18 protein-coding genes and 1 tRNA gene are annotated in these 18,944 nt (G+C 74.3%); 10 read left to right on the top strand and 9 right to left on the bottom strand.

What is annotated here, in order from left to right; genetic code table 11:
* The first annotated feature begins 58 nt into the window (after positions 1 to 58).
* Entirely contained in the window at positions 59 to 1,696 is a 1,638-nt protein-coding gene (locus tag ACPU2J_RS33215; RefSeq protein WP_420078333.1) for a N,N-dimethylformamidase beta subunit family domain-containing protein, read from the top strand.
* 212 nt (positions 1,697 to 1,908) lie between these two features.
* Positions 1,909 to 2,307, top strand: coding sequence for a VOC family protein (locus ACPU2J_RS33210; RefSeq protein ID WP_420078334.1), 399 nt, complete (start codon positions 1,909 to 1,911; stop codon positions 2,305 to 2,307).
* Positions 2,308 to 2,418: 111 nt separating this feature from the next.
* Here the strand turns inward: ACPU2J_RS33210 and ACPU2J_RS33205 are convergent, their stop codons facing one another.
* Positions 2,419 to 2,724: a hypothetical protein gene (locus ACPU2J_RS33205; RefSeq protein WP_420078335.1), complete on the bottom strand. Its 306-nt coding sequence runs from the start codon at positions 2,722 to 2,724 to the stop codon at positions 2,419 to 2,421.
* Positions 2,725 to 3,179: 455 nt separating this feature from the next.
* Between ACPU2J_RS33205 and ACPU2J_RS33200 the strand changes: the two genes are divergently transcribed.
* Positions 3,180 to 3,653 carry a hypothetical protein gene (locus ACPU2J_RS33200; RefSeq protein WP_420078336.1) on the top strand — a complete coding sequence of 158 codons (474 nt, stop codon included), beginning with the start codon at positions 3,180 to 3,182 and terminating at the stop codon, positions 3,651 to 3,653.
* Between the two features lie 128 nt (positions 3,654 to 3,781).
* Positions 3,782 to 4,231 carry a hypothetical protein gene (locus ACPU2J_RS33195; protein ID WP_423834707.1) on the top strand — a complete coding sequence of 150 codons (450 nt, stop codon included), beginning with the start codon at positions 3,782 to 3,784 and terminating at the stop codon, positions 4,229 to 4,231.
* Positions 4,232 to 4,339: 108 nt separating this feature from the next.
* Here the strand turns inward: ACPU2J_RS33195 and ACPU2J_RS33190 are convergent.
* Positions 4,340 to 4,416: transfer RNA gene (locus ACPU2J_RS33190), tRNA-Trp, on the bottom strand.
* A gap of 147 nt (positions 4,417 to 4,563) precedes the next feature.
* Between ACPU2J_RS33190 and ACPU2J_RS33185 the strand changes: the two genes are divergently transcribed.
* Entirely contained in the window at positions 4,564 to 5,904 is a 1,341-nt protein-coding gene (locus ACPU2J_RS33185; RefSeq protein WP_423834706.1) for a glycoside hydrolase family 18 protein, read from the top strand.
* An 87-nt stretch (positions 5,905 to 5,991) separates the two neighbouring features.
* On the top strand, positions 5,992 to 7,206 hold the full coding sequence (locus ACPU2J_RS33180) for a serpin family protein (RefSeq protein ID WP_423834705.1): 1,215 nt from the start codon (positions 5,992 to 5,994) through the stop codon (positions 7,204 to 7,206).
* On the opposite strand, the gene ACPU2J_RS33175 is transcribed toward ACPU2J_RS33180, so the two are convergent.
* Together ACPU2J_RS33175 and ACPU2J_RS33170 are read right to left on the bottom strand one after the other, a co-directional pair.
* Positions 7,145 to 8,194, bottom strand: coding sequence for a PfkB family carbohydrate kinase (locus ACPU2J_RS33175; protein WP_420078339.1), 1,050 nt, complete (start codon positions 8,192 to 8,194; stop codon positions 7,145 to 7,147). The genes ACPU2J_RS33180 and ACPU2J_RS33175 overlap by 62 nt on opposite strands.
* Positions 8,195 to 8,196: 2 nt before the next feature.
* Positions 8,197 to 8,847 carry a bifunctional 4-hydroxy-2-oxoglutarate aldolase/2-dehydro-3-deoxy-phosphogluconate aldolase gene (locus tag ACPU2J_RS33170; RefSeq protein WP_423834704.1) on the bottom strand — a complete coding sequence of 217 codons (651 nt, stop codon included), beginning with the start codon at positions 8,845 to 8,847 and terminating at the stop codon, positions 8,197 to 8,199.
* A gap of 271 nt (positions 8,848 to 9,118) precedes the next feature.
* Between ACPU2J_RS33170 and ACPU2J_RS33165 the strand changes: the two genes are divergently transcribed.
* Positions 9,119 to 9,934 (top strand): IclR family transcriptional regulator, encoded by an 816-nt coding sequence (locus ACPU2J_RS33165; RefSeq protein WP_423834703.1) that lies wholly within the window; start codon positions 9,119 to 9,121, stop codon positions 9,932 to 9,934.
* Between the two features lie 124 nt (positions 9,935 to 10,058).
* The gene (locus ACPU2J_RS33160; protein ID WP_423834702.1) at positions 10,059 to 11,708 is read left to right on the top strand and encodes a sigma-70 family RNA polymerase sigma factor; all 1,650 of its coding nucleotides are present in this window, start codon (positions 10,059 to 10,061) and stop codon (positions 11,706 to 11,708) included.
* Between the two features lie 27 nt (positions 11,709 to 11,735).
* On the opposite strand, the gene ACPU2J_RS33155 is transcribed toward ACPU2J_RS33160, so the two are convergent.
* The 3 genes from ACPU2J_RS33155 to ACPU2J_RS33145 form a co-directional block, all read right to left on the bottom strand.
* Positions 11,736 to 12,590, bottom strand: coding sequence for an RNA polymerase sigma-70 factor (locus ACPU2J_RS33155; RefSeq protein ID WP_423834701.1), 855 nt, complete (start codon positions 12,588 to 12,590; stop codon positions 11,736 to 11,738).
* A 71-nt stretch (positions 12,591 to 12,661) separates the two neighbouring features.
* Positions 12,662 to 13,576, bottom strand: a complete 915-nt coding sequence (locus ACPU2J_RS33150; RefSeq protein ID WP_423834700.1) for an NAD-dependent epimerase/dehydratase family protein — start codon at positions 13,574 to 13,576, stop codon at positions 12,662 to 12,664.
* Between the two features lie 129 nt (positions 13,577 to 13,705).
* Entirely contained in the window at positions 13,706 to 15,097 is a 1,392-nt protein-coding gene (locus ACPU2J_RS33145) for a glutamate decarboxylase (RefSeq protein WP_420078345.1), read from the bottom strand.
* Positions 15,098 to 15,385: 288 nt separating this feature from the next.
* On the opposite strand from ACPU2J_RS33145, the gene melC1 reads away from it, so the two are divergent.
* Complete coding sequence (gene melC1 / locus ACPU2J_RS33140) at positions 15,386 to 15,772, top strand: apotyrosinase chaperone MelC1 (RefSeq protein ID WP_423834699.1); 387 nt, start codon at positions 15,386 to 15,388, stop codon at positions 15,770 to 15,772.
* Positions 15,769 to 16,614: a tyrosinase MelC2 gene (melC2, locus tag ACPU2J_RS33135; RefSeq protein WP_361599777.1), complete on the top strand. Its 846-nt coding sequence runs from the start codon at positions 15,769 to 15,771 to the stop codon at positions 16,612 to 16,614. Before melC1 ends, melC2 begins: the two co-directional genes overlap by 4 nt.
* Here the strand turns inward: melC2 and ACPU2J_RS33130 are convergent.
* Positions 16,572 to 17,273, bottom strand: coding sequence for a response regulator (locus ACPU2J_RS33130; protein WP_361599774.1), 702 nt, complete (start codon positions 17,271 to 17,273; stop codon positions 16,572 to 16,574). The two genes, melC2 and ACPU2J_RS33130, sit on opposite strands and share 43 nt — an antisense overlap.
* Positions 17,270 to 18,898 carry a sensor histidine kinase gene (locus tag ACPU2J_RS33125; RefSeq protein WP_423834698.1) on the bottom strand — a complete coding sequence of 543 codons (1,629 nt, stop codon included), beginning with the start codon at positions 18,896 to 18,898 and terminating at the stop codon, positions 17,270 to 17,272. Before ACPU2J_RS33125 ends, ACPU2J_RS33130 begins: the two co-directional genes overlap by 4 nt.
* Between the last annotated feature and the right edge of the window lie 46 nt (positions 18,899 to 18,944).

The following is an 18,944-nucleotide window of genomic DNA, read 5'->3' as shown; positions in this document are numbered from 1 at the left end:
ACCGCGCACGCCAGGGCCGGTGGCGGCGTGGGCCCGGGCGTGACATAGCGTGATCTCCATGGACGAGCACACGGCCCGGGGCGGCGGCGACCACGGGGGCAGGCGGCGGTTCCTCGCGATCGCCACGGGCGCGGCGGCGGGACTCGGGGCCGTGGCGGGCTGCACCGACACCGGCGGCCGCGGCGAGGGCACCGCGGACGGGAACGGGGGCGGGGACAAGGACGGGAGCAAGGACCGGAGCCGGACCGGGGACGGTGCGCAGGCGTCCGCGGCCGCCCCGGGCCTGGACGTCCGGGCCGAGAACTCCCGTCCGGGCAACGCCGACTGGCGGATCACCCGGGCCGGACCGGCGCGGGCCGTCGAGGGCTTCGCGGACCGGGTCAGCGTGCTGTCCGGCGAGTCCTTCGGCCTGTACGTGTCCACCACGGCACCCCGGTTCACCGTGTCCGCGTACCGCATGGGCTGGTACGGCGGCGCCCGCGCCCGCCTGGTGTGGCGTTCGGAGGCGCTGCCCGGCGTCCGGCAGCCGGAGCACACGGTGGACGCGGACACCCGGATGGTCCGCACGCGGTGGGCCCGTACCCTCACGGTCGGGACGCAGCACTGGCCGGAGGGCAGCTACCTGCTGCGGCTCGACGCACAGGGGGGCGAGGGCCAGCGGTACGTCCCGGTCACCGTGCGGTCCGCGGCGACGGACGGCCGTACGGTGGTCGTGAACGCGGTGGCCACCTGGCAGGCCTACAACCGCTGGGGCGGCTACGGGAGTTACGACGGGCCCAGTGGGGGCTACGCCTCGCGTTCACTGTCCGTGAGCTTCGACCGGCCGTACGAGTACGACGACGGCGCGGGCCTGTTCCTGGTGTACGAGGCCCCGCTCATCGCCCTCGCGGAGCGCCTCGGCATACCCCTCGCCTACGCCACCACCACGGACGTGGCCCGGGAGAAGCGCCTGCTGGAGGGGGCGGCCGCGGCGCTGTCCCTCGGACACGACGAGTACTGGTCGCCGGAGCAGCGGGCCCACTTCACGGCGGCCCGGGACGCCGGCACCAACATCGCGGTACTGGGTGCGAACTGCTGCTTCCGCAGGATCCGGCTGGAGGCCTCGGAGCTGGGGCCGGACCGGGTCCTCGTCTGCTACAAGTCCTCCTACGGCCAGGACCCCGGCTTCCGGCGGGGCCACCCGGCCACGGTGGACTTCCGTTCGGCGCCGGGCGCGGACCCGGAGAGCTCGCTGCTCGGCGTGATCTACGACGGCTATCCGGTGGACGCCCCGTACGTGGTGACCCACCCCGGCCACTGGCTGTTCGAGGGCACCGGCGTCCGGGCGGGGGACCGTTTCGGGCACCTGGTGGGGGTGGAGTACGACAAGGTGAACACCGGGTTCCCGACGCCCCGCCCGATCGAGATACTCGCCCACTCCCCCGTCGTCTGCGAAGGCCGCCCCAGCCACCAGGACACGGCGTACTACACGGTGGCCAGCGGGGCGGGCGTGTTCGCGACCGGCACCATGCGGTGGGTGGAGGCCCTGGACGCGACGGGTGACGGCCGCATCGGCCGCAACCACGGGCTGGACGCCCGGTCGGGCGCGCTGACCACCCGGGTCACGGAGAACCTCCTGCGGGTCTTCGCGGCGGGCCCCGCCGGCCGTTCGCACCCGGCGCAGGACAACGTGGCGGCGGTGTACGGGGGTTCGTGACCGCCGGGGCCGCGACGGAGCCCCGGCGTGGAGGAGGGGAGGGGGATCGGGGGCCCGTGAGGGGTCCCGTTCGGGCCGCCCCGGGCCGCCCCGGGCCCGCTGGACTTCGCCCGGACGCCGTGCCTAGGATCGCGATCACGGCGTCGCGTGTCGGTCACCGGCTGGGTGAGGCATGGAGGCGCCCGTGATGTGCCTTTCGGAGGCATTCACCCATGGCTGCACAGCTGAACCACACGATCATCCACTCCCGTGACAACCGCCAGTCCGCGGAATTCCTCGCCGACCTCCTCGGCCTCGAGGTCGGAACCGAGTGGGGCCCCTTCATCCCGGTGGAAACCGGCAACGGCGTCACCCTGGACTTCGCGACCATCCCGGCCGCGTCCATCACCCCGCAGCACTACGCGTTCCTCATCTCGGAGGAGCAGTTCGACGTGGCCTTCGAGAAGATCCGGTCGGCGGGGGTGCCGTACACGGCCGACCCCCACGGCGAGCACCCCGGCGAGATCAACCACAACGACGGTGGACGCGGGGTCTACTTCACCGATCCGGCCGGTCACTGGATGGAGATCATCACCCGCCCGTACGGCTACCAGGAGCCCGCGGCCGGCTAGTCACCGCCGGACGGCACCTTCGCACGGCATGCGCCACCGGCACTCGCAACGGGTCCGGTGGCGCCCCCGTACGAGCCCGACCGACCGTTCGCCGGCGCCGCCCGGGCGTTGTCAGGATCCGGGCAGCGTGCCCGGGCGGTACGCCTTGTCCAGGTACTGGATCAGCCTCGTCTCGCTCCGCAGCGTGCGTTCCCGGCGGTCCTGCGGCAGCGCCGCCAGGGCGTCGTCGAGCACCCGCTCCGGCGGTACGTGGACCATGGTTCCGGAGTAGACGCGGCAGTCCGAGCACCAGGCGAGCCCGATGCACCGGGCGTGGTGCGGGGACCCGGGCGGGTACACGCGGTACTGGTAGGTGCGGGTGGCGGTCCCGCAGTCCACGCAGACCGACCCGCCCCCGTCGGCGGCCGGCTCCCACACCCCGCTCTTGCGCCACTCGCGCCATGCGCCGGATTCTCTTCACGTCGTCATGCCGAGCATTCTCCCCCATGCGCCCCGCCGCGCGCCCCGTCCGTCCGCCGTCCGCCGTCCGAAACTCGGCGCGGCATATGCCTACCGCCGCGCCCGCCTGCGGGTCTACGGTGTGCCGCACCGGACCTCCCCGGGCCGGCGCCCCTCCCGAACCTCCCCGCGGGAGGGCCGCCGCGCGTGCGGGGGCGGCCGTCGCGGGAGGCGTTGTCAGTGCCCGCCCCTACAGTCGGCTCATCACATCCGAGCGATTGCCCCGTGGCTGCGGCAGCTACTCGGAAACCGCCCGTCGGCCCTTCGGGGACAGCGACCGACGGGCACCCCCATTCTCCGGCCCCGCCCGCCCGGCCTCCGGACCGACCGGAATCGGGAGGCGGACGGGGGTGCGGACGTGGCAGCATCCGGTGATGCTCTTCCCGCACCCCCGAGGCGACTACGCCATCACCTCGATGTACTCCGTGGCCGACGACGCCTGGTACCTCGAACTGGGCCTCGCCGCCGAACAGCTCCACCTGGCGACCGCGGTCGTCCCCGACGAGGACCCGGACCGGGAGCCCACGGTCAGCTTCCATCCCACCGGGCAGCACCGGGACGTCCCGTACCCGGTCCTGAGGTGGTTCATGGAGCAGGTCGACCAGGAGGTGCGGTCCTCCCGCGCCTGGATGCGGCTGCGGCCCGAGCTGGTCGAGGTGATCCACCGGTTGCGCCAGGAGTACGCGGGCTACGTCGAGGACGAGGATTTCCCGCAGGTCCTGGCAGAGTTGCGGGCAGCGCTCCCGGACGCCGACCTCCCTGTCGTCCTCGCCGCGGCCTTCGACCGCTCCCCCGACGGAACCCCGGCGGACCGCGCCCGCGCGCCGGAGCCTCCGCACGACCGGTAGGAGCCCGCTCCCGTTCCGCTCCGGGGCGGGAACGCGCACGGGCGCGCCGCGACGACGGAACGCAGCCGGTCGGTCACAGTGCGGCAACAGGCCCCACAACGCCCGCCGTCTCGCGGCAGCATGGCGCGATGCGCACCCACCACACCGTCGCCGTGCTCGCCGCCGCCTCCGTCGCCGCTCTCGCCCTCACCGCCTGCGACCCGCAGCCCACGACGCCCGCCCCGGCGTCCACGGCTCCGGCCGCGCCCGCCACTCCCGCCCCCGCTCCCGCCGCGCCCAGCACGGCGCCCGCATCCGTACCGGCACCCGCGGGGAGTGCCCCGGCCGCGGCGCCTCCGGCTGCCACCCGGGCGACCGTCCCCCGGGCCGTCGGGCAGGTCCTGCAAGCCGCCCAGGACCAGGCGCAGGCCGCCGGCTTCTTCCGTCTCGGCTCGACCGACGCCCTCGGCAAGAGCCGCATGCAGGTCCTCGACCGGAACTGGAAGGTCTGCTCGCAGACGCCCGCGGCCGGCAGCAGCGCCACGACGGACACCGAACTCGTCTTCCACACGGTCAAGCTCGAGGAGAACTGCCCCTGAGCCGCGCCGACCGGGCGGTCGGGCCGCGAAAGACGTCGAGCCCCGTCGACACGTCGACGGGGCTCGCGCGGTGGGCCGGCGCGGGAATCCGCAGGCTCCCGCACCCGATGGCAGGGGCGGCAGGACTCGAACCTGCGGCCTACGGTTTTGGAGACCGTTGCTCTGGCCAACTGAGCTACACCCCTTCGGTGAACACACTCTGACACCCCCGGCGTCCGCGATCCAGCGATTTACGAGCCACCCCCTTGACCGCAGTTGGTCCAGACCAATAGTTTCCCGCTTGCACCGCCGCACGCGCTCACGCCCACTCCTCGCAGCCGCAAAGGAAGCCCATGCGCCGCAGCATGCTCGGCAGACTGGCCGTCGCCGCCTGTTCCCTCTCCCTGCTGACCGCCTTCGCCCCCGCCACCTCCGGCGCCGACGGCGGTGACAGCGAGCGGGGCGGGGCCGGCGGCTCGTACCGGAAGGTCGGCTACTTCACCCAGTGGGGCGTCTACGGACGGGACTTCCAGGTCCAGGACCTGGAGGCGAACGGTTCCGCCGGCAAGCTCACCCACGTCAACTACGCCTTCGGCAACGTCAGCGCCGACGGCAAGTGCTTCACCGGGAACGTGCCGGGCGAGGCCGACGCCTGGGCCGACTACGTCCGCCCCCTCGACGCCGCGAACTCCGTCGACGGGGTCGCCGACACCTGGGAGCAGCCGCTCGCCGGGAACTTCAACCAGCTGCGCGAGCTGAAGGCCAGGCACCCCGGCCTCAAGGTGATGATCTCGCTGGGCGGCTGGAGCTGGTCCACGCACTTCTCCGACGCGGCCCTGACCCCCGCCTCCCGCAAGGCGTTCGTGGCCTCCTGCATCGACCTCTACATCAAGGGGAACCTCCCGCAGGACGGCACCCGCGGCGGCGCCGGCGCGGCCGCGGGCGTGTTCGACGGGATCGACCTGGACTGGGAGTGGCCCGGCTCGGCGGGCGACACCGACACGAAGTACCGGCCCGAGGACAAGCGGAACTTCACCGAACTGGTCAAGGAGTTCCGCACCCAGCTCGACGCCTACGCCCGCAGCCAGAAGCGGAAGACGAAGTACGAGCTGAGCGCCTTCGTACCGACCGCCCCCGCCAAGATCGACGCGGGCTTCGACGTCCGCCGGATCATGCGCGACCTGGACTTCGTGACCCTCCAGGGCTACGACTTCCACGTCTCCGGGGAGTCCACGACCGCCCAGCAGTCCGCGCTGTACGCACGCGACGACTTCAGCGTCCACGGAACCGTCGACGCCTGGAAGCGGCGCGGGGCGCCCGCGCGGAAGCTGGTGGTGGGGCTGCCGTTCTACGGGCAGGGCTGGACCGGCGTGAGCGGCGGCGGGGACGGCATGGGGCAGCCGGCGACCGGGCCCGCCCCGGCCACCTGGGCGGCCGGCTACGAGGACTACAAGGCGCTGAAGAAGCTGGCCGACTCCGGGAGCTTCCAGGTGCACCGCGACCGCCGCGGCGGCCACGCCTGGCTGTTCGACGGGACGACCCTGTGGACCTACGACGACCCCCAGGTGCTCCGGGCCAAGACCCGCTACGTCCGCGAGAACGGCCTGGGCGGCGCCATGATCTGGTCGCTCGACGCGGACACCTCAGACGGTGAGCTGATGACGGCCGTCGACCGGGGGCTGCGCGGGCACTGACGGCGCCTCACCGCCCCTCCTGACCGGCGCCGCCGGGCCGCGGAAAATCCATCCGGCCCGGCGGCGCCTTCCACGTAGCCTCCGCGCATGAGGAATTCGACGGTGGGCGCGGTCAACCGGCTCACGGCACGCTGGGCCGCGCAGGCCCCGGACGGGGACGCCGGTACCGTCCTCACCGCCGCCGGGGTCTGGCCCCTGCTGGCCTTCCTCGCGGACGGTTCGGCCGGTGCCGCCCGCGCCGAGCTGGCCGGGGCGCTGGGCATACCCGCCGACACGGCCGCCGGGGCGGCACGCGAACTGCTGTCCGCACTGGAACGCGTACGCGGGCTGCGCGCGGCCACCGGTCTGTGGACGGCCGAAGGGATGCCGTGGGAGCGGCGGTGGCTGGCGGAACTCCCGCCGGGGACCCGCGGTTCGCTGACCGGAGACGCCGACGTGGACCGGAAGGCCCTCGACGCCTGGGCCGCCGGACGGACCGACGGCCTGATCGAGCGGATGCCGGCGCCCCTTGCCCCGGACACCCGGTTCGTGCTGGCCTCCGCGCTGACCCTGCGCATCGACTGGATCCGTCCCTTCAACGCATGGTCGCGCGAGATCGCGGACGGTCCGTGGGCCGGCCGCACGGTGCGGATGCTGCACCGCCACACGGCGCTGCCGGACCGGGTCCGGGTGGCCCACGGCACGGCCGGCGCCGTCACCCTGCTGGAGGTGGTCGGGGCGGCCGGGGTGGACGTGCACCTCGTCCTGGGCGAGCCCGAAGCCCCGGCAGGTGACACGCTGGGCACCGGCATCGCGGCCGCCACCCGGGCCCTGCCGACCGTCGGGGCCCGCGCGCTTCCGCTCGGCGCCGCCGGGCCGGGGCTGTTCATCGACACCGTGCGCACCACGACGCCCGAACCGCTGTTGAGCGTGGCGACAGCGGCCTTCGAGGTGCGGGCGGAGCACGACCTCCTCGACCAGGCCCGGCTGTTCGGGCTGGAGGCCGCGCGGGACCCGTACGGCGGCCATTTCCCGGGCATCAGCGGCGAGCCCCTCTGCATCGGTTCGGCCCGGCAGTCCGCCCTGGCCCGGTTCCACGCCGAGGGCTTCGACGCCGCGGCCGTCACGGCTTTCGCCGCCGTCGGGGCCGGGTTGCCCCGCTTGCGCTACCGGGTCCGCCGGGTCGCGGTGACGTACGACCGGCCGTTCGGCTTCCTGGCCGTGCACCGCACCTCGCGGCTGGTCCTCGCCGCGGGCTGGGTCACCGAGCCGGAGGAAGCGGCGGAGTGGCGGGAGGACGAGGAGGAGGAAGAGGAGTACTGATCCGCCGGTGGGCGGCCGCCAGCGCAGCGGTCTCCGCGAACGGGGGAACCCGGCCCGTACCGCCCCGGCCCGAGACCGACAGCGAGGCGGCGGCGACCCCGAGGGCCGCGGCCTCGGCGAGCGTGTCGCCGAGGGCGAGCCGGGCGGTGACGGTGCCGGTGAAACAGTCCCCGGCGCCGGTCGCGTCCACGGGAGCCGGGTTCACCGGCACCGGGTGGTACGTGGTGCCCGAATCGTCGGCCAGCAGCAGGGGACCGGACCCGGCGGTGACCGCGACCGCCGGCGCGCCGAGCGCGCGCAGTCGCGCCGCGGCCGTGGCCGGATCCGCGGTGTCCGCGAGGGCCCGGGCGTCGGCCGGGCAGGAGACCTTCAGCAGCCCCGTCAGTGGGGCGAGGCGGGTGAGGAGGGACCGCGCCCCGGCGGGGTCGGTGAGCCGGGCACGGAAGTTGGGGTCGTACGTGAGGTGGCCGCCCGCCGCGTGCACGAGGCGGGCGGCGGCGAGCACGGCGTCCCGGCTGCTCGGCGACAGGGCGGCCGTGATGCCGCTGGTGACGAGAGCGGCGCCGCCGGTCAGCAGCCCGTGCCAGGAGTCGACGTGGGACGGCGCGAGCGTCGATCCGGCGCTGCCGGTGCGCCAGTAGACGAACGCGCGGTCCCCGTCGGGGTCGGCGCTGAGCAGGTAGGCGCCGTTGGGGTGCGGGGCGCGGCGTACGGGGGAGACGTCCACGCCGAGGTCGGCGGCCCGGCGCAGCAGCGGGGCGGTCAGTTCGTCGTCGCCGACGACGGCGAGCAGCGCGGTGCGTGCGCCGGCCGCGGCGGCGGCAGCGGCGACGTTGAGTGCGTCGCCCGAGAAGGAGATGCGGGCCGCGGTGCCGTCGGCGGCGTGGCCGAGTGCGGTGTCGGCGTGGATCTCCACCAGCACCTCGCCCAGCACGAGGACGTCATGGGCGGACCGGGCGGACCGGGCGGCGTGGGCCTGCGCGGGCACGGTCAGCGCTCCGCGGGTCCGGCGAACAGGGCGGCCAATGCGGCGGGTTCGGCGGGGAGTCCGCCTCCGATGCCGACGGCGGTGGCGCCCGCGTCGAGCCAGAGCGGGACCTCTGCGGGCCGGATGCCTCCGGTGGGGACGATCACCGCGTCCGGCAGCACGGCGCGCAGGGAGCGGACGAAGTCGGGGCCGCCGACGTGGGCCGGGAAGACCTTGGCGGAGCCGGCGGCCCGGACGGCGGCGGCGATCTCGCCGGGAGTGAATCCGCCCTCGATGAAGACGGCTCCGCGGCGGTCGGCGACCTCGCGCACCTCCGGCGCCGGGTAGGGGGAGACCAGGAAGGCGGCGCCCGCGTCCAGGGCGGCCCGGGCCTGGGCGGCGGTGGTGACGGTGCCGACGCCGATGAGGGCGGGGCGGCCGTGGGCGTCTTCGAGGTGGGCGGTCCTGGCGACGGCGGCGGCCCAGTCGGGGACGGAGGTGGTCAGTTCGACGGCGCGGCAGCCGGCGGCGAGGAGGGCGGTGGTGCGGCGGACGGCGGCTTCGGTGTCGGCGCTGCGCAGCACGGGGAGGAGCCGCTGGGCCGCGAGGACGGCGTACGGGTGTCCGGACGGGCGGTCCGCGGGCCGGCGGGCCGGTGGCTGCGGGTCCGTCACACCGGTCCGCACACCGGCCACATCGCCACGTACATCGCGTCCCACGTCACCGGCCGGATCGCCGCCCGCGTCACCGCCCACGCCGCCGCCCGCGAGGCCGGACGTACAGCCGGGCAGGTGGCCGGGTCCGGCTGCCGGGCCGGGGCACGGTGCGGGTATCGGGCGGGGCGATGGGCTGGTCAAGGAAGCCTCCCGGTTGTTCCACGTAGCGGAACGCCGTACCGTGCAGCGGAACGGATTGGTCCAGACCCTACACGCACCGGGAGTTGTCGTGACGAGGAACGACGGGGAAGGCCCGCCGCGGGGCGCTCCCGGGGGCGACTCGGGTGGCGGGCGTGCGGGACGGAGCTCGGCGGCCGGTTCGGCGGCGGAGAAGTCCCTGCGGGTCCTGGAGGCCGTGGCCGCGCCCGGCGGGCCGCACCGGCTGACCGACCTGGCGGTGGCAGCGGCCGTGCCGAAGTCGACGGCCTTCCGCGTCCTGGCGTCCCTGACCGCCCAGGGCTTCGTCCGCACCGGGGCGGAGGGCCGCTACGGTGTGGGGCCGCGCCTGCGCCTGCTGTCGGCGCTGGTCGGCGGCGGGGAGCCGGCCAGCATCGGGCGGGTCCTCGGCGAACTCCAGCGGACCACGGGCCAGACGGTCCATCTCGCCCTGCACCACGGCGAGGCCGTCACGTACATCCGCAAGGTGGAGGGCGACCAGCCCGTACGGACGGCCTCCCGCATCGGCATGAGCATGCCGCTGCACAGCACCGCCATCGGCAAGAGCGTCCTGGCCCATCTGCCCGACGCGGAGGTCCGTGCGCTGACGGCCGCGACCGGCCTGCCCCGCCGCACACCGAACACGCTCACCACCGCGGCCGCGCTGCACGAGGAGTTGGCGGCCGTCCGGGCCCGCGGCTGCGCGCTGGACGACGAGGAGAACGAGCCCACCATCCGCTGCATCGGCGCGGCGGTCCTCGGGCCCTCGGGCCGGCCGGTCGGCGGGGTCAGCGTCACCACGGTCGCCCCCCTGGTCCCCCGGGCGGAGATCGAGGCGTACGGGCCCGCCGTGCGCGCGGCGGCGGAGGCGCTGGCGCCCCTGTTGTGACCCCGCTGGGGGCCCGAGACTGGCCGTCGGGAAAATTCTTCCGGATAACTGTTATCGAGGCCCCCCTCCACGGTCTCCCAGGTATCGGGCATCATCGACCGCCGGTACGGACAGGGACATTCACATGACTACTCAGCACACCGCAGCGCTGGTCGCAGCGGCCCGCGCGGGCGATCCGCGCGCGCAGGACGCGCTCGTCGGCGCGCACCTCCCGCTCGTCTACAACATCGTCGGGCGGGCCCTGGGCGGCTCCTGCGACGTGGACGACGTGGTGCAGGACACGATGCTGCGTGCCCTCGACGGGCTGGGCGGGCTGCAGGCGGACGAATCCTTCCGCTCCTGGCTGGTGGCGATCGCGATGAACCGGGTGCGGGCGCACTGGCAGGCCCGGCAGAGCGGTTACGGCGAGAGCACCCTCGACGCGGCCGAGGACCTGGCCGACCCGGGGGCCGACTTCGTCGACATGACGGTGCTGCGCCTGGAGCTGTCGGGGCAGCGGCGCGAGACGGCGCGGGCCACGCGCTGGCTGGAGCCCGAGGACCGGGGCCTGCTGTCGCTGTGGTGGCTGGAGTGCTCCGGGGAGCTGACCCGGGCCGAGGTGGCGTCCGCGCTGGAGCTGACGCCGCAGCACACGGCGGTCCGGGTGCAGCGGATGAAGGCGCAACTGGAGGCGGCTCGGGTCGTGGAGCGGGCCCTGGACTCGCGTCCGCGGTGCACCGAGCTGCAGGCGGTCCTGGCCGGCTGGGACGCCCGGCCGTCTGCACTGTGGCGCAAGCGAATAGCCCGGCACGCCCGGGACTGCGTACGGTGCTCCGGCCTGTGGGGCGGGCTGGTCCCGGCCGAGGGGCTGCTGGCCGGCCTGGCGCTCGTCCCGGTGTCGGCGGCGCTGCTCGCCGGGATGCGGGCGAGCACGGAGGCCGGGTTCGCGACCGTGGCCTCGGCCTCGGCCCTGGGCGAGGGCTCCGGGGCGGGCTTCGACGACGCGGCGACCGGGCTGACGCCGGTGGGCGACGTGCGCGGCGGCGGCCGGGGCGCGCAGCGCCGGCGCCAGCAGCAGCGCGGCCGGCGCCGGGTGATCGGGGGCGCGGTCCTCGCGGCCTGCGTGGCGGGCGGCGGCCTGGTGTACCTGGGCGGGCTGCCCGGTTCCGGTGACAGCAAGGAGGAGGGCGGCGCGAGCGGCACTCCGGTGGCGGCGCTGGCGGCACCGGAGTCCGCCGGTCCCCCCTCGGCTCCCGCCTCCCCCTCCGCGTCCGCGTCGGCGTCGGCCTCCCCGTCCCCCTCGGCGTCCGCCTCCGCCTCGGCGAGCCCGTCGGCGAGCCCGAGCCCGGAGCAGAGCCGCAGCGCCACGCCGAGCCCGCGGGCCTCGACGGCCAAGCCGGCGCCCGCGCCGCCGCCGGGCATCGCCGGGCAGGTCCTCGCGCTGGTCAACAGCGAACGCTCGGCGGCCGGCTGCGGCCCGCTGAAGGACGACGCGCAGTTGCGGGCCGCGGCGCAGAAGCACTCCGACGACATGGCGGCGCGGAGCTTCTTCGACCACACCAACCCCGACGGCAAGGACCCGGGCGACCGGACCACGGCGGCCGGCTACCGCTGGTCGACGTACGGGGAGAACATCGCGCGGGGCCAGCAGACCGCGCAGTCGGTGATGGACTCGTGGATGAAGAGCCCGGGGCACCGCGCCAACATCCTGAACTGCTCCTTCAAGGACCTCGGGGTGGGCGTCCACCAGGGTGCCGGCGGTCCCTGGTGGACGCAGAACTTCGGAGCGCGCTGACCGTCCGCGGCGCTCCGGGCCCGGGGTTCAGTCCTGGATGCCCCGCAGTTTCTGCGGGTTGACGGCGATGCGGAGCGCGGTGATGCGGCCGTCGACGGCCTCGAAGGTGAGGGCGCCGACGGTGACGCCGCTGTGGACGAGGAGGAGGCCGGGCTCGCCGTTGATCTCGGCGACGCGCATCTCGCCGTCGCGGACCTCGGGCTTGGCCAGGACGCCGAGCCACCAGCGGGCGACGTTGTCGTGGCCGTGCAGCGGCCGCCGGGCCGCGGTGACGATGCCGCCGCCGTCGCTCCAGGACACCACGTCGGGGGCGAGGAGTTCCAGGACGGCGCCGAGGTCGCCGCCCGTGCAGGCCTCGCGGAACTTCTCGGCGATCTCGCGCTGTTCGCCCACGTCGGCCGTGAAGCGGGGGCGGCGCGCCTGCACGTGTTCGCGGGCCCGGTGGGCGGACTGGCGGACGCTGGCCCCGGACTTGCCGACGACCTCGGCGATCTCCGCGTAGGAGTAGCCGAACACCTCGCGGAGCATGAACACGGCGCGCTCGGTGGGGGTGAGGGTCTCCAGGACGACGAGGACCGCCATGGACACGGTGTCGGCCAGTTCCGCCTCCTCGGCGACGTCGGGTGAGGTGAGAAGGGGTTCGGGCAGCCAGGGCCCGACGTAGGACTCCCGGACCGCCTGAGCGGACTTCAGGCGGTTCAGGCTGAGGTTGGTGACGGTCCGCACCAGATAGGCCTTGGGGTGCTCGACGTCCGTGCGGTCGGCGCGGTTCCAGGTGATCCAGGCGTCCTGGACGATGTCCTCGGCGTCGGCGACGCTGCCCAGCATGCGGTAGGCGGTGCCGAACAGCAGCCGCCGGTGCTCCTCGAAAACGTCAGTCATGATCACCACCGTGACAGCAGCCGCCCGAACGAACAATTCCGGTCAGGTTCGGGCGGGCGGGCCGGCGGGGCTCACGCCGCGGCGAGCGCGCGCAGCCCCTCCACGCAGCCCGGCCGGGCCGGGGCCCAGCCCAGCTCCGCCTTGGCCCGGGCGTTGGAGACCCGCATGCAGGTCGTGGCCATCCGGTGCGCGTACGGGAAGGGGCGCATCAGCCAGGCGGGCACGTTGAGGGGCCGGGGCGTCCCGAAGGCCGCGGCGACCGCCTTGACGTGCGCCCCGAACCCCATGGGGGTGTCGTCGACGATGTTGTACGCCCGGCCCGGGCGGCCGCCGTCGACGGCGAGAGCCACGGCGCGGCCGGCGTCCGCCAGGTCGACCCAGGGCAGGACGCGGCCGTGGTCGGCGACGGCCGGGAGCCCCCGGCGGCGCAGCAGGTCCACGAGCGCGTCGGTGCCACCGGCCCCGTAGAAGAGCCCGAAGCGCAGGGCGACGCCCTCGATGCCCGGGTCGCCCAGGACGAGTTCCTCCTTGACCCGCATGGCCTCGACGTGGCGGGCCGTGGCCCGGTCGTCCGCCTCGCCGAAGGGGTCGCCGTCCTCGGTGACCAGGCGGTCGCCGAAGTCCCGGTAGCCGTAGCCGAAGACCATGGACTCGGCGACGACGCGGCGGGCGCCGACGGCCCGGGCGGCTTCCATGAGGTGCCCGGTCCCGGTGAGGCGCAGGTCGTCGGTGGCGTACATGTCGCTGTGCTTCATCGGGGCGCGGCGCAGGGCGGTGGCGGCGTGCACGACTGTGTTCGCGGAGATGCCCTCGACGGCCCGCAGCAGACCGTCGCGGTCCATGAGGTCGGCCCGGACGTCGGCTCCGGGGCCGCGTCCGAGACCGATGACGGTGTGCCCGGCGCGGGTGAGCGCCTCGGTGATGTGGGCTCCCAGGACTCCGCTCGCCCCGGCCAGGAGTACGTTCTTGGTGTCGGTCATGCCCATGGGACAGGCGGGCTCCCCCGGACGTGACAGCGGCGGGAGGTGACCTGCGCCACACCCGCGGCCCGTTCGGGGCGGCGCCGTTCCCCGGCGGCCCCGCGCGGGAGTCCGCGCGGGGCCGCCGGGTGCGGGTCAGTGGTGGAAGCCGGAGCGGGGCGGGGTGGAGGGGGTGGGTGGGGGCGTGGCCTTGAGGTGCTCCACGGCCCGGCGGAGGTCCTCCACGAGCAGGGCGATCTGGTCGCGGGTCACGCCGTGGCGGACCAGGACGCGCTGGATGACGGTGTCGTCGCGGTCGGCGGGCAGCGGGTACGTCGGGACCTGCCAGCCGCGCATGCGCAGCCGGTCGGAGAGGTCGTAGAGGGAGAATCCCGCGCCGTCGGGGTCGGTGAGCGCGTACGAGACGGCGGGCAGGCCGCCCTGGCCGTCGTAGAGGAGGGTGAAGGGCCCCATGGCCTCGATCTCCCGGGCCAGGTAATGGGCGGTGTCCGCGCAGGCCTGCTGGACGCGGGTGTAGCCGGCCCGGCCGAGGCGCAGGAAGAGGTAGTACTGGGCGACGATCTCGCCGCCGGGGCGGGAGAAGTTCAGGGCGAAGGTCGGCATGTCGCCGCCGAGGTAGTCCACGTTGAAGACGAGTTCGGCGGGCAGCAGGTCCGCGGTGCGCCAGACGATCCAGCCGACGCCGAGCGGGGCGAGCCCGTACTTGTGGCCGGAGGTGTTCACGGAGGCGACGCGCGGCAGCCGGAAGTCCCAGACGACGTCGGGGTGGAGGAAGGGGGCGACGAATCCGCCGCTCGCGGCGTCCACGTGGACGGGGATGTCCCAGCCGTGCTCGGCCTGGATCCGGTCGAGCTCGGCGGCGATCTCGGCGACGGGCTCGTAGTCGCAGGTGTAGGTCACGCCGAGGATGGCGACGACGCCGATCGTGTTCTCGTCCACGTACTCGGCGAGCTGGTGGGGCTGCAGGCCGGTGGCGCCGGGCTCGACGGGGACCTGGCGCAGTTCGACGTCGAAGTAGCGGGCGAACTTGTCCCAGCAGATCTGGACGGGCCCGCAGACCAGGTTGGGGCGGTCCGTGGGGAGGCCGGCGGCGCGGCGGCGTTCGCGCCAGCGCCATTTGAGGGCGAGGCCGCCGAGCATGGCCGCTTCGCTGGAGCCGGTGGTGGAGCAGCCGGTCGCGGCGGTGCCGGCGGGCGCGTTCCAGAGGTCGGCGAGGATGTTCACGCACCGGGACTCGATCTCGGCGGTCTGCGGGTACTCGTCCTTGTCGATCATGTTCTTGTCGAGGCAGACGTTCATCAGGCGGTGCACGCCCTCGTCGGACCAGGTGGTGCAGAAGGTCGCGAGGTTCTGGGCCGCGTTGCCGTCGAGGAGGAGCTCGTTGCGCAGGAGCTCGTAGACGACCTCGGTGGGCGAGTGATCCTCGGGGATCCGGTACTTCGGGAGGATCTGGCCGCTCAGCGTGGACGCGAACACGTCCGTGTCGGCGTCCTGGGTGCCCGCATCCTTCGTCACATGAAGAGCCATATCGTGACTATAGGTGACAGAAAGCGACATTCCGGTAGGCTCCACGGCTCGCGATGGCCGGGATTGACGCTCTGCTTCCGGCCGACTCTGGATTGTGACCCCTGGCATATGCCTCCACGGACGCCGGATAAATTACTGTCCAGTAGACTCGGCGCCGCAGATCTTCCCGTCCGGGCCGCCGGAGCCGGTCGGGACGGGAAGATCATCCAACTTGTTCTATGCGCAACTTATCCGCTCATGTCCGGATACCGGCCACCCTTTCCGCCGGCACTGATACCTCTTCGAGCCATGAACAAGATCACTCGACGTCAGGCTCTGGGCACAACTGCCGGTGCACTCACCGTCCTTGGACTCACCGCCGCCACCGGTGTCGCCACGAGCGCCGCCGCGACCCCCGCGACGCCCACACCCCCGGGCACGGTCGACGAGGTCTACCAGGGCCGCCGCATCCAGATCGCCCAGGGCGGAGGAGGCCACCACGGCGGCCACCACTCCCCCGGCCAACCCACGGTCCGGATAGACGGCAGAGAACTCCACATCATGCGCAACGCCGACGGCAGCTGGATCAGCGTCGTCAACCACTACGAGACCTTCGCCAACCCGACCCTGCTCGCCCGCGCCGCGGTCCGCGACCTGCAGGGCGCCCCCCTCGCCCCCTTCGGAGGTGCGGCATGACCGTCCGCAAGAACCAGGCCGCGCTGACCCCCGAGGAGAAGCGCGCCTTCACCAACGCGCTGCTGGAACTCAAGCGCACCGGGGCCTACGACCGCTTCGTCACCACCCACAACGGCTTCATCATGAGCGACACCGACTCGGGCGACCGCGTCGGCCACCGCTCCCCCTCCTTCCTTCCGTGGCACCGGCGCTTCCTGCTGGAATTCGAGCAGGCGCTGCAGAAGGTGGACGCGACCGTCGCGCTGCCGTACTGGGACTGGACGGTGGACCGCACCACCCGCGCCTCCCTCTGGGCCCCGGACTTCCTCGGCGGCACCGGACGGGCCCGTGACGGGCAGGTCATCGACGGCCCCTTCGCCTACGCGACGGGCAAATGGAACATAGACGTCCGCGTGGACGGGCGCCCCTACCTGCGGCGCGCGCTCGGCACCGGCGTCGCCCAGCTGCCCACCAAGGCCGAGGTGGACTCCGTCCTGGCCATGCCGGTCTACGACGCGGCCCCCTGGAACAGCTCCTCCAACGGCTTCCGCAACCACCTGGAAGGCTGGCGCGGAGCCAACCTGCACAACCGGGTGCATGTGTGGGTCGGCGGCCAGATGTCCACCGGCGTCTCCCCCAACGACCCGGTGTTCTGGATGCACCACGCCTTCATCGACAAGCTGTGGGCCGACTGGCAGGCCAGGCACCCGCAGTCGACCTACCTGCCGGCCGCGGGGACGAACAACGTGGTGGACCTCAACGACACCATGCGGCCGTGGAACGACGTCACCCCGGCGGACATGCTCGACCACCGGAAGTTCTACACCTTCGACACCGAGCCCGCCGCCGCCAGCCAGCGGTAGTGCAGTTCGGGGCGGCCGACCTGGCCGTACCGGGGGGTCCGGTCCGCACGGCCGGTGTCCACCAGGTGCTCCAGGTAGCGGCGGGCGGTGATCCGGGAGATCCCGGCCGCCCCGGCCGCCCCCGCCGCCGTCAGCCCCTCGGGCGCCGCCCGCAGCAGGGCGGCGACCCGGTCCAGGGTCGGGGCGCTCAGCCCCTTGGGCAGTTCGGCCGGGCGGGGCGCGCGCAGCGCGGCCATCGCCCGGTCGACGTCGTCCTGGCCGGCCGCCTCCCCCGCCGCCGCGCGGAACTCGGCGTAGCGCAGCAGCCGTTCGCGCAGCGTCGGGAAGGCGAAGGGTTTCAGGACGTACTGGACCACGCCGAGCGAGACGCTCTCGCGGACCACGGCGAGGTCCCGCGCCGAGGTCACCACGATCACGTCGACGGGATGACCGGCGGCCCGCAGTCCCCGGGCGAAGCGCAGGCCGTGCCCGTCGGGCAGGCCCAGGTCGAGCAGGAGCAGGTCGACCCGGGTCCGTTCCAGCACCCGGGTGGCCTCGGCCAGGGAGTTGACGGCGCCGACGGCCGTGAATCCGGGCACCCGGCCGACGTACAGGGCGTGCGCGTCGGCGGCGACCGGGTCGTCCTCGACGACGAGCACGCGGACCTCTCCCCCGCTCATCGGGGTGTCCCCTCGGCCGGCGGGGCGTCGGCCGTCGGCACCGCGGCGGCGGGCAGGCGTACGGTGAACTCGGCGCCGCCGCCCGGCCCCTGGGCGGCGACCACCGCGCCGCCGTAGCGCTCGGCCACCTGCCGGACCAGGGCGAGGCCCAGCCCGCGGCCCTCCCCCTTGCCGGACCAGCCGCGGCGGAACACGTCCACGCCCTCGGGCAGTCCCGGTCCGTTGTCCGCGACCCGCAGGAGCAGTTCGTCGCGCTCGGGCCGCAGGGTCACCGCGATGCGGGCGCCCGGCACGGCGCTCACGGCGTCGACCGCGTTGTCTATGAGGTTGCCCAGCACCGTGACGAGGTCGCGGGCGGGCGGCAGCCCGGCCAGGTCGGCGAGGCTGCGGCTGTCGGCGGTCACGACCAGTTCCACGCCGCGCTCGTGCGCCTGCGCGGCCTTGCCCAGCAGCAGCGCCACCAGGACGGGCTCCCCGACGGCCGTGACCACCTCGTCGGTGAGCGCCTGGGCGAGCTCCAGCTCCGCCGTGGCGAACTCCACCGCCTCCTGTGCGCGCCCGAGCTCGATGAGGGAGACCACGGTGTGCAGCCGGTTCGCGGCCTCGTGGGCCTGGGAGCGCAGCGCCTGGGTGAAGCCGCGCTCGTGGTCGAGCTCGCCGGTCAGCGCCTGGAGCTCGGTGTGATCGCGCAGGGTCACCACGGTGCCCTTGCGGCCGCCGCCGGCCACCGGCGAGCTGTTGACCACGAGCACCCGGTCGGCGGTGAGGTGCACCTCGTCCACGCGGGGCCGGTCGGCCAGCAGGACCCCGGTGAGGGGGGCGGGCAGGCCGAGCTCCGCGGCGCGGGTGCCGGTGACCTCGCCCGGCAGGCCGAGCAGCTCCCGGCCCGCGTCGTTGATCAGGGTGATCCTGCGCTGCCCGTCGAGCATCAGCAGTCCCTCGCGCACTCCGTGCAGCGCCGCCTGGTGGTAGTCGTACATGGCGCTGAGCTCGGCCGCGTTCATGCCATGAGTGTGGCGGCGCAGGCGTGCGTTGACCACGTACGTGCCGACTCCGCCCAGGGCGAGCGCGCCCGCGGCGACCCAGCCGAGCGCGGACAGCTGGGCGGCGAGCCGGTCGCTGATCGCGCGGACGGTGATCCCGGCGCTGACCAGGCCGACGATCCGGTCCCCGTCCTCCAGCGGGGTGACCACACGGATGGAGGGGCCGAGGGTGCCGGTGTAGGTCTCGCTGAAGGTCTCGCCGCGCAGCGCGGGTGCGGTGTTGCCCAGGAACGGCTCCCCGATGCGACGCGGGTCGGGGTGGGTCCAGCGCCTGCCGTCCGGGGCCATGATCGTCACGAAGTCGACCCCGGAGTCCACGCGGACCTTCTGCGCGTACGGCTGGAGCTCGGCCGACGGGTCCTCGCCGGCCGCGGCGCCCCGTACGGCCTCCCGGACGGACGGCGAGTCGGCGACCGCCCGGGCCACCGCTCCGGCCTGGCGGCGCGCGGCCTCCTCGGCCTGTCCGCGGGCGGTGGCGTAGGCGTAGACGGCGCAGCCCGCGACGACCACGGCGACCAGCAGCACCTGCATGGCGAAGAGCTGGCCGGCGAGGCTGCGCGGGGGCCGGGGGAAGCGGAACATGGCGCTCAGTGTGCACGGTGTCGTGAACTCAATGAACGCAAGGGTG

It is taken from the genome of Streptomyces manipurensis, from assembly GCF_049570255.1.
GTDB classification, from domain to species: domain Bacteria; phylum Actinomycetota; class Actinomycetes; order Streptomycetales; family Streptomycetaceae; genus Streptomyces; species Streptomyces manipurensis.
The sequence above is the reverse complement of the archived record's forward strand: the minus strand, read 5'-3'. Positions and strand labels throughout refer to the sequence as shown.

What these genes read in the sequence shown, in the direction of transcription:
- ACPU2J_RS33185 (WP_423834706.1), top strand. Translation starts at nt 4,564, where the DNA reads ATGCGCCGCAGCATGCTCGGCAGACTGGCCGTCGCCGCCTGTTCCCTC.
- ACPU2J_RS33150 (WP_423834700.1), bottom strand. Translation starts at nt 13,576, where the DNA reads ATGGGCATGACCGACACCAAGAACGTACTCCTGGCCGGGGCGAGCGGA.
- ACPU2J_RS33180 (WP_423834705.1), top strand. Translation starts at nt 5,992, where the DNA reads ATGAGGAATTCGACGGTGGGCGCGGTCAACCGGCTCACGGCACGCTGG.
- melC1 (WP_423834699.1), top strand. Translation starts at nt 15,386, where the DNA reads ATGAACAAGATCACTCGACGTCAGGCTCTGGGCACAACTGCCGGTGCA.
- ACPU2J_RS33200 (WP_420078336.1), top strand. Translation starts at nt 3,180, where the DNA reads ATGCTCTTCCCGCACCCCCGAGGCGACTACGCCATCACCTCGATGTAC.
- ACPU2J_RS33125 (WP_423834698.1), bottom strand. Translation starts at nt 18,898, where the DNA reads ATGTTCCGCTTCCCCCGGCCCCCGCGCAGCCTCGCCGGCCAGCTCTTC.
- ACPU2J_RS33210 (WP_420078334.1), top strand. Translation starts at nt 1,909, where the DNA reads ATGGCTGCACAGCTGAACCACACGATCATCCACTCCCGTGACAACCGC.
- ACPU2J_RS33145 (WP_420078345.1), bottom strand. Translation starts at nt 15,097, where the DNA reads ATGGCTCTTCATGTGACGAAGGATGCGGGCACCCAGGACGCCGACACG.
- ACPU2J_RS33155 (WP_423834701.1), bottom strand. Translation starts at nt 12,590, where the DNA reads ATGACTGACGTTTTCGAGGAGCACCGGCGGCTGCTGTTCGGCACCGCC.
- melC2 (WP_361599777.1), top strand. Translation starts at nt 15,769, where the DNA reads ATGACCGTCCGCAAGAACCAGGCCGCGCTGACCCCCGAGGAGAAGCGC.
- ACPU2J_RS33195 (WP_423834707.1), top strand. Translation starts at nt 3,782, where the DNA reads ATGCGCACCCACCACACCGTCGCCGTGCTCGCCGCCGCCTCCGTCGCC.
- ACPU2J_RS33130 (WP_361599774.1), bottom strand. Translation starts at nt 17,273, where the DNA reads ATGAGCGGGGGAGAGGTCCGCGTGCTCGTCGTCGAGGACGACCCGGTC.
- ACPU2J_RS33160 (WP_423834702.1), top strand. Translation starts at nt 10,059, where the DNA reads ATGACTACTCAGCACACCGCAGCGCTGGTCGCAGCGGCCCGCGCGGGC.
- ACPU2J_RS33215 (WP_420078333.1), top strand. Translation starts at nt 59, where the DNA reads ATGGACGAGCACACGGCCCGGGGCGGCGGCGACCACGGGGGCAGGCGG.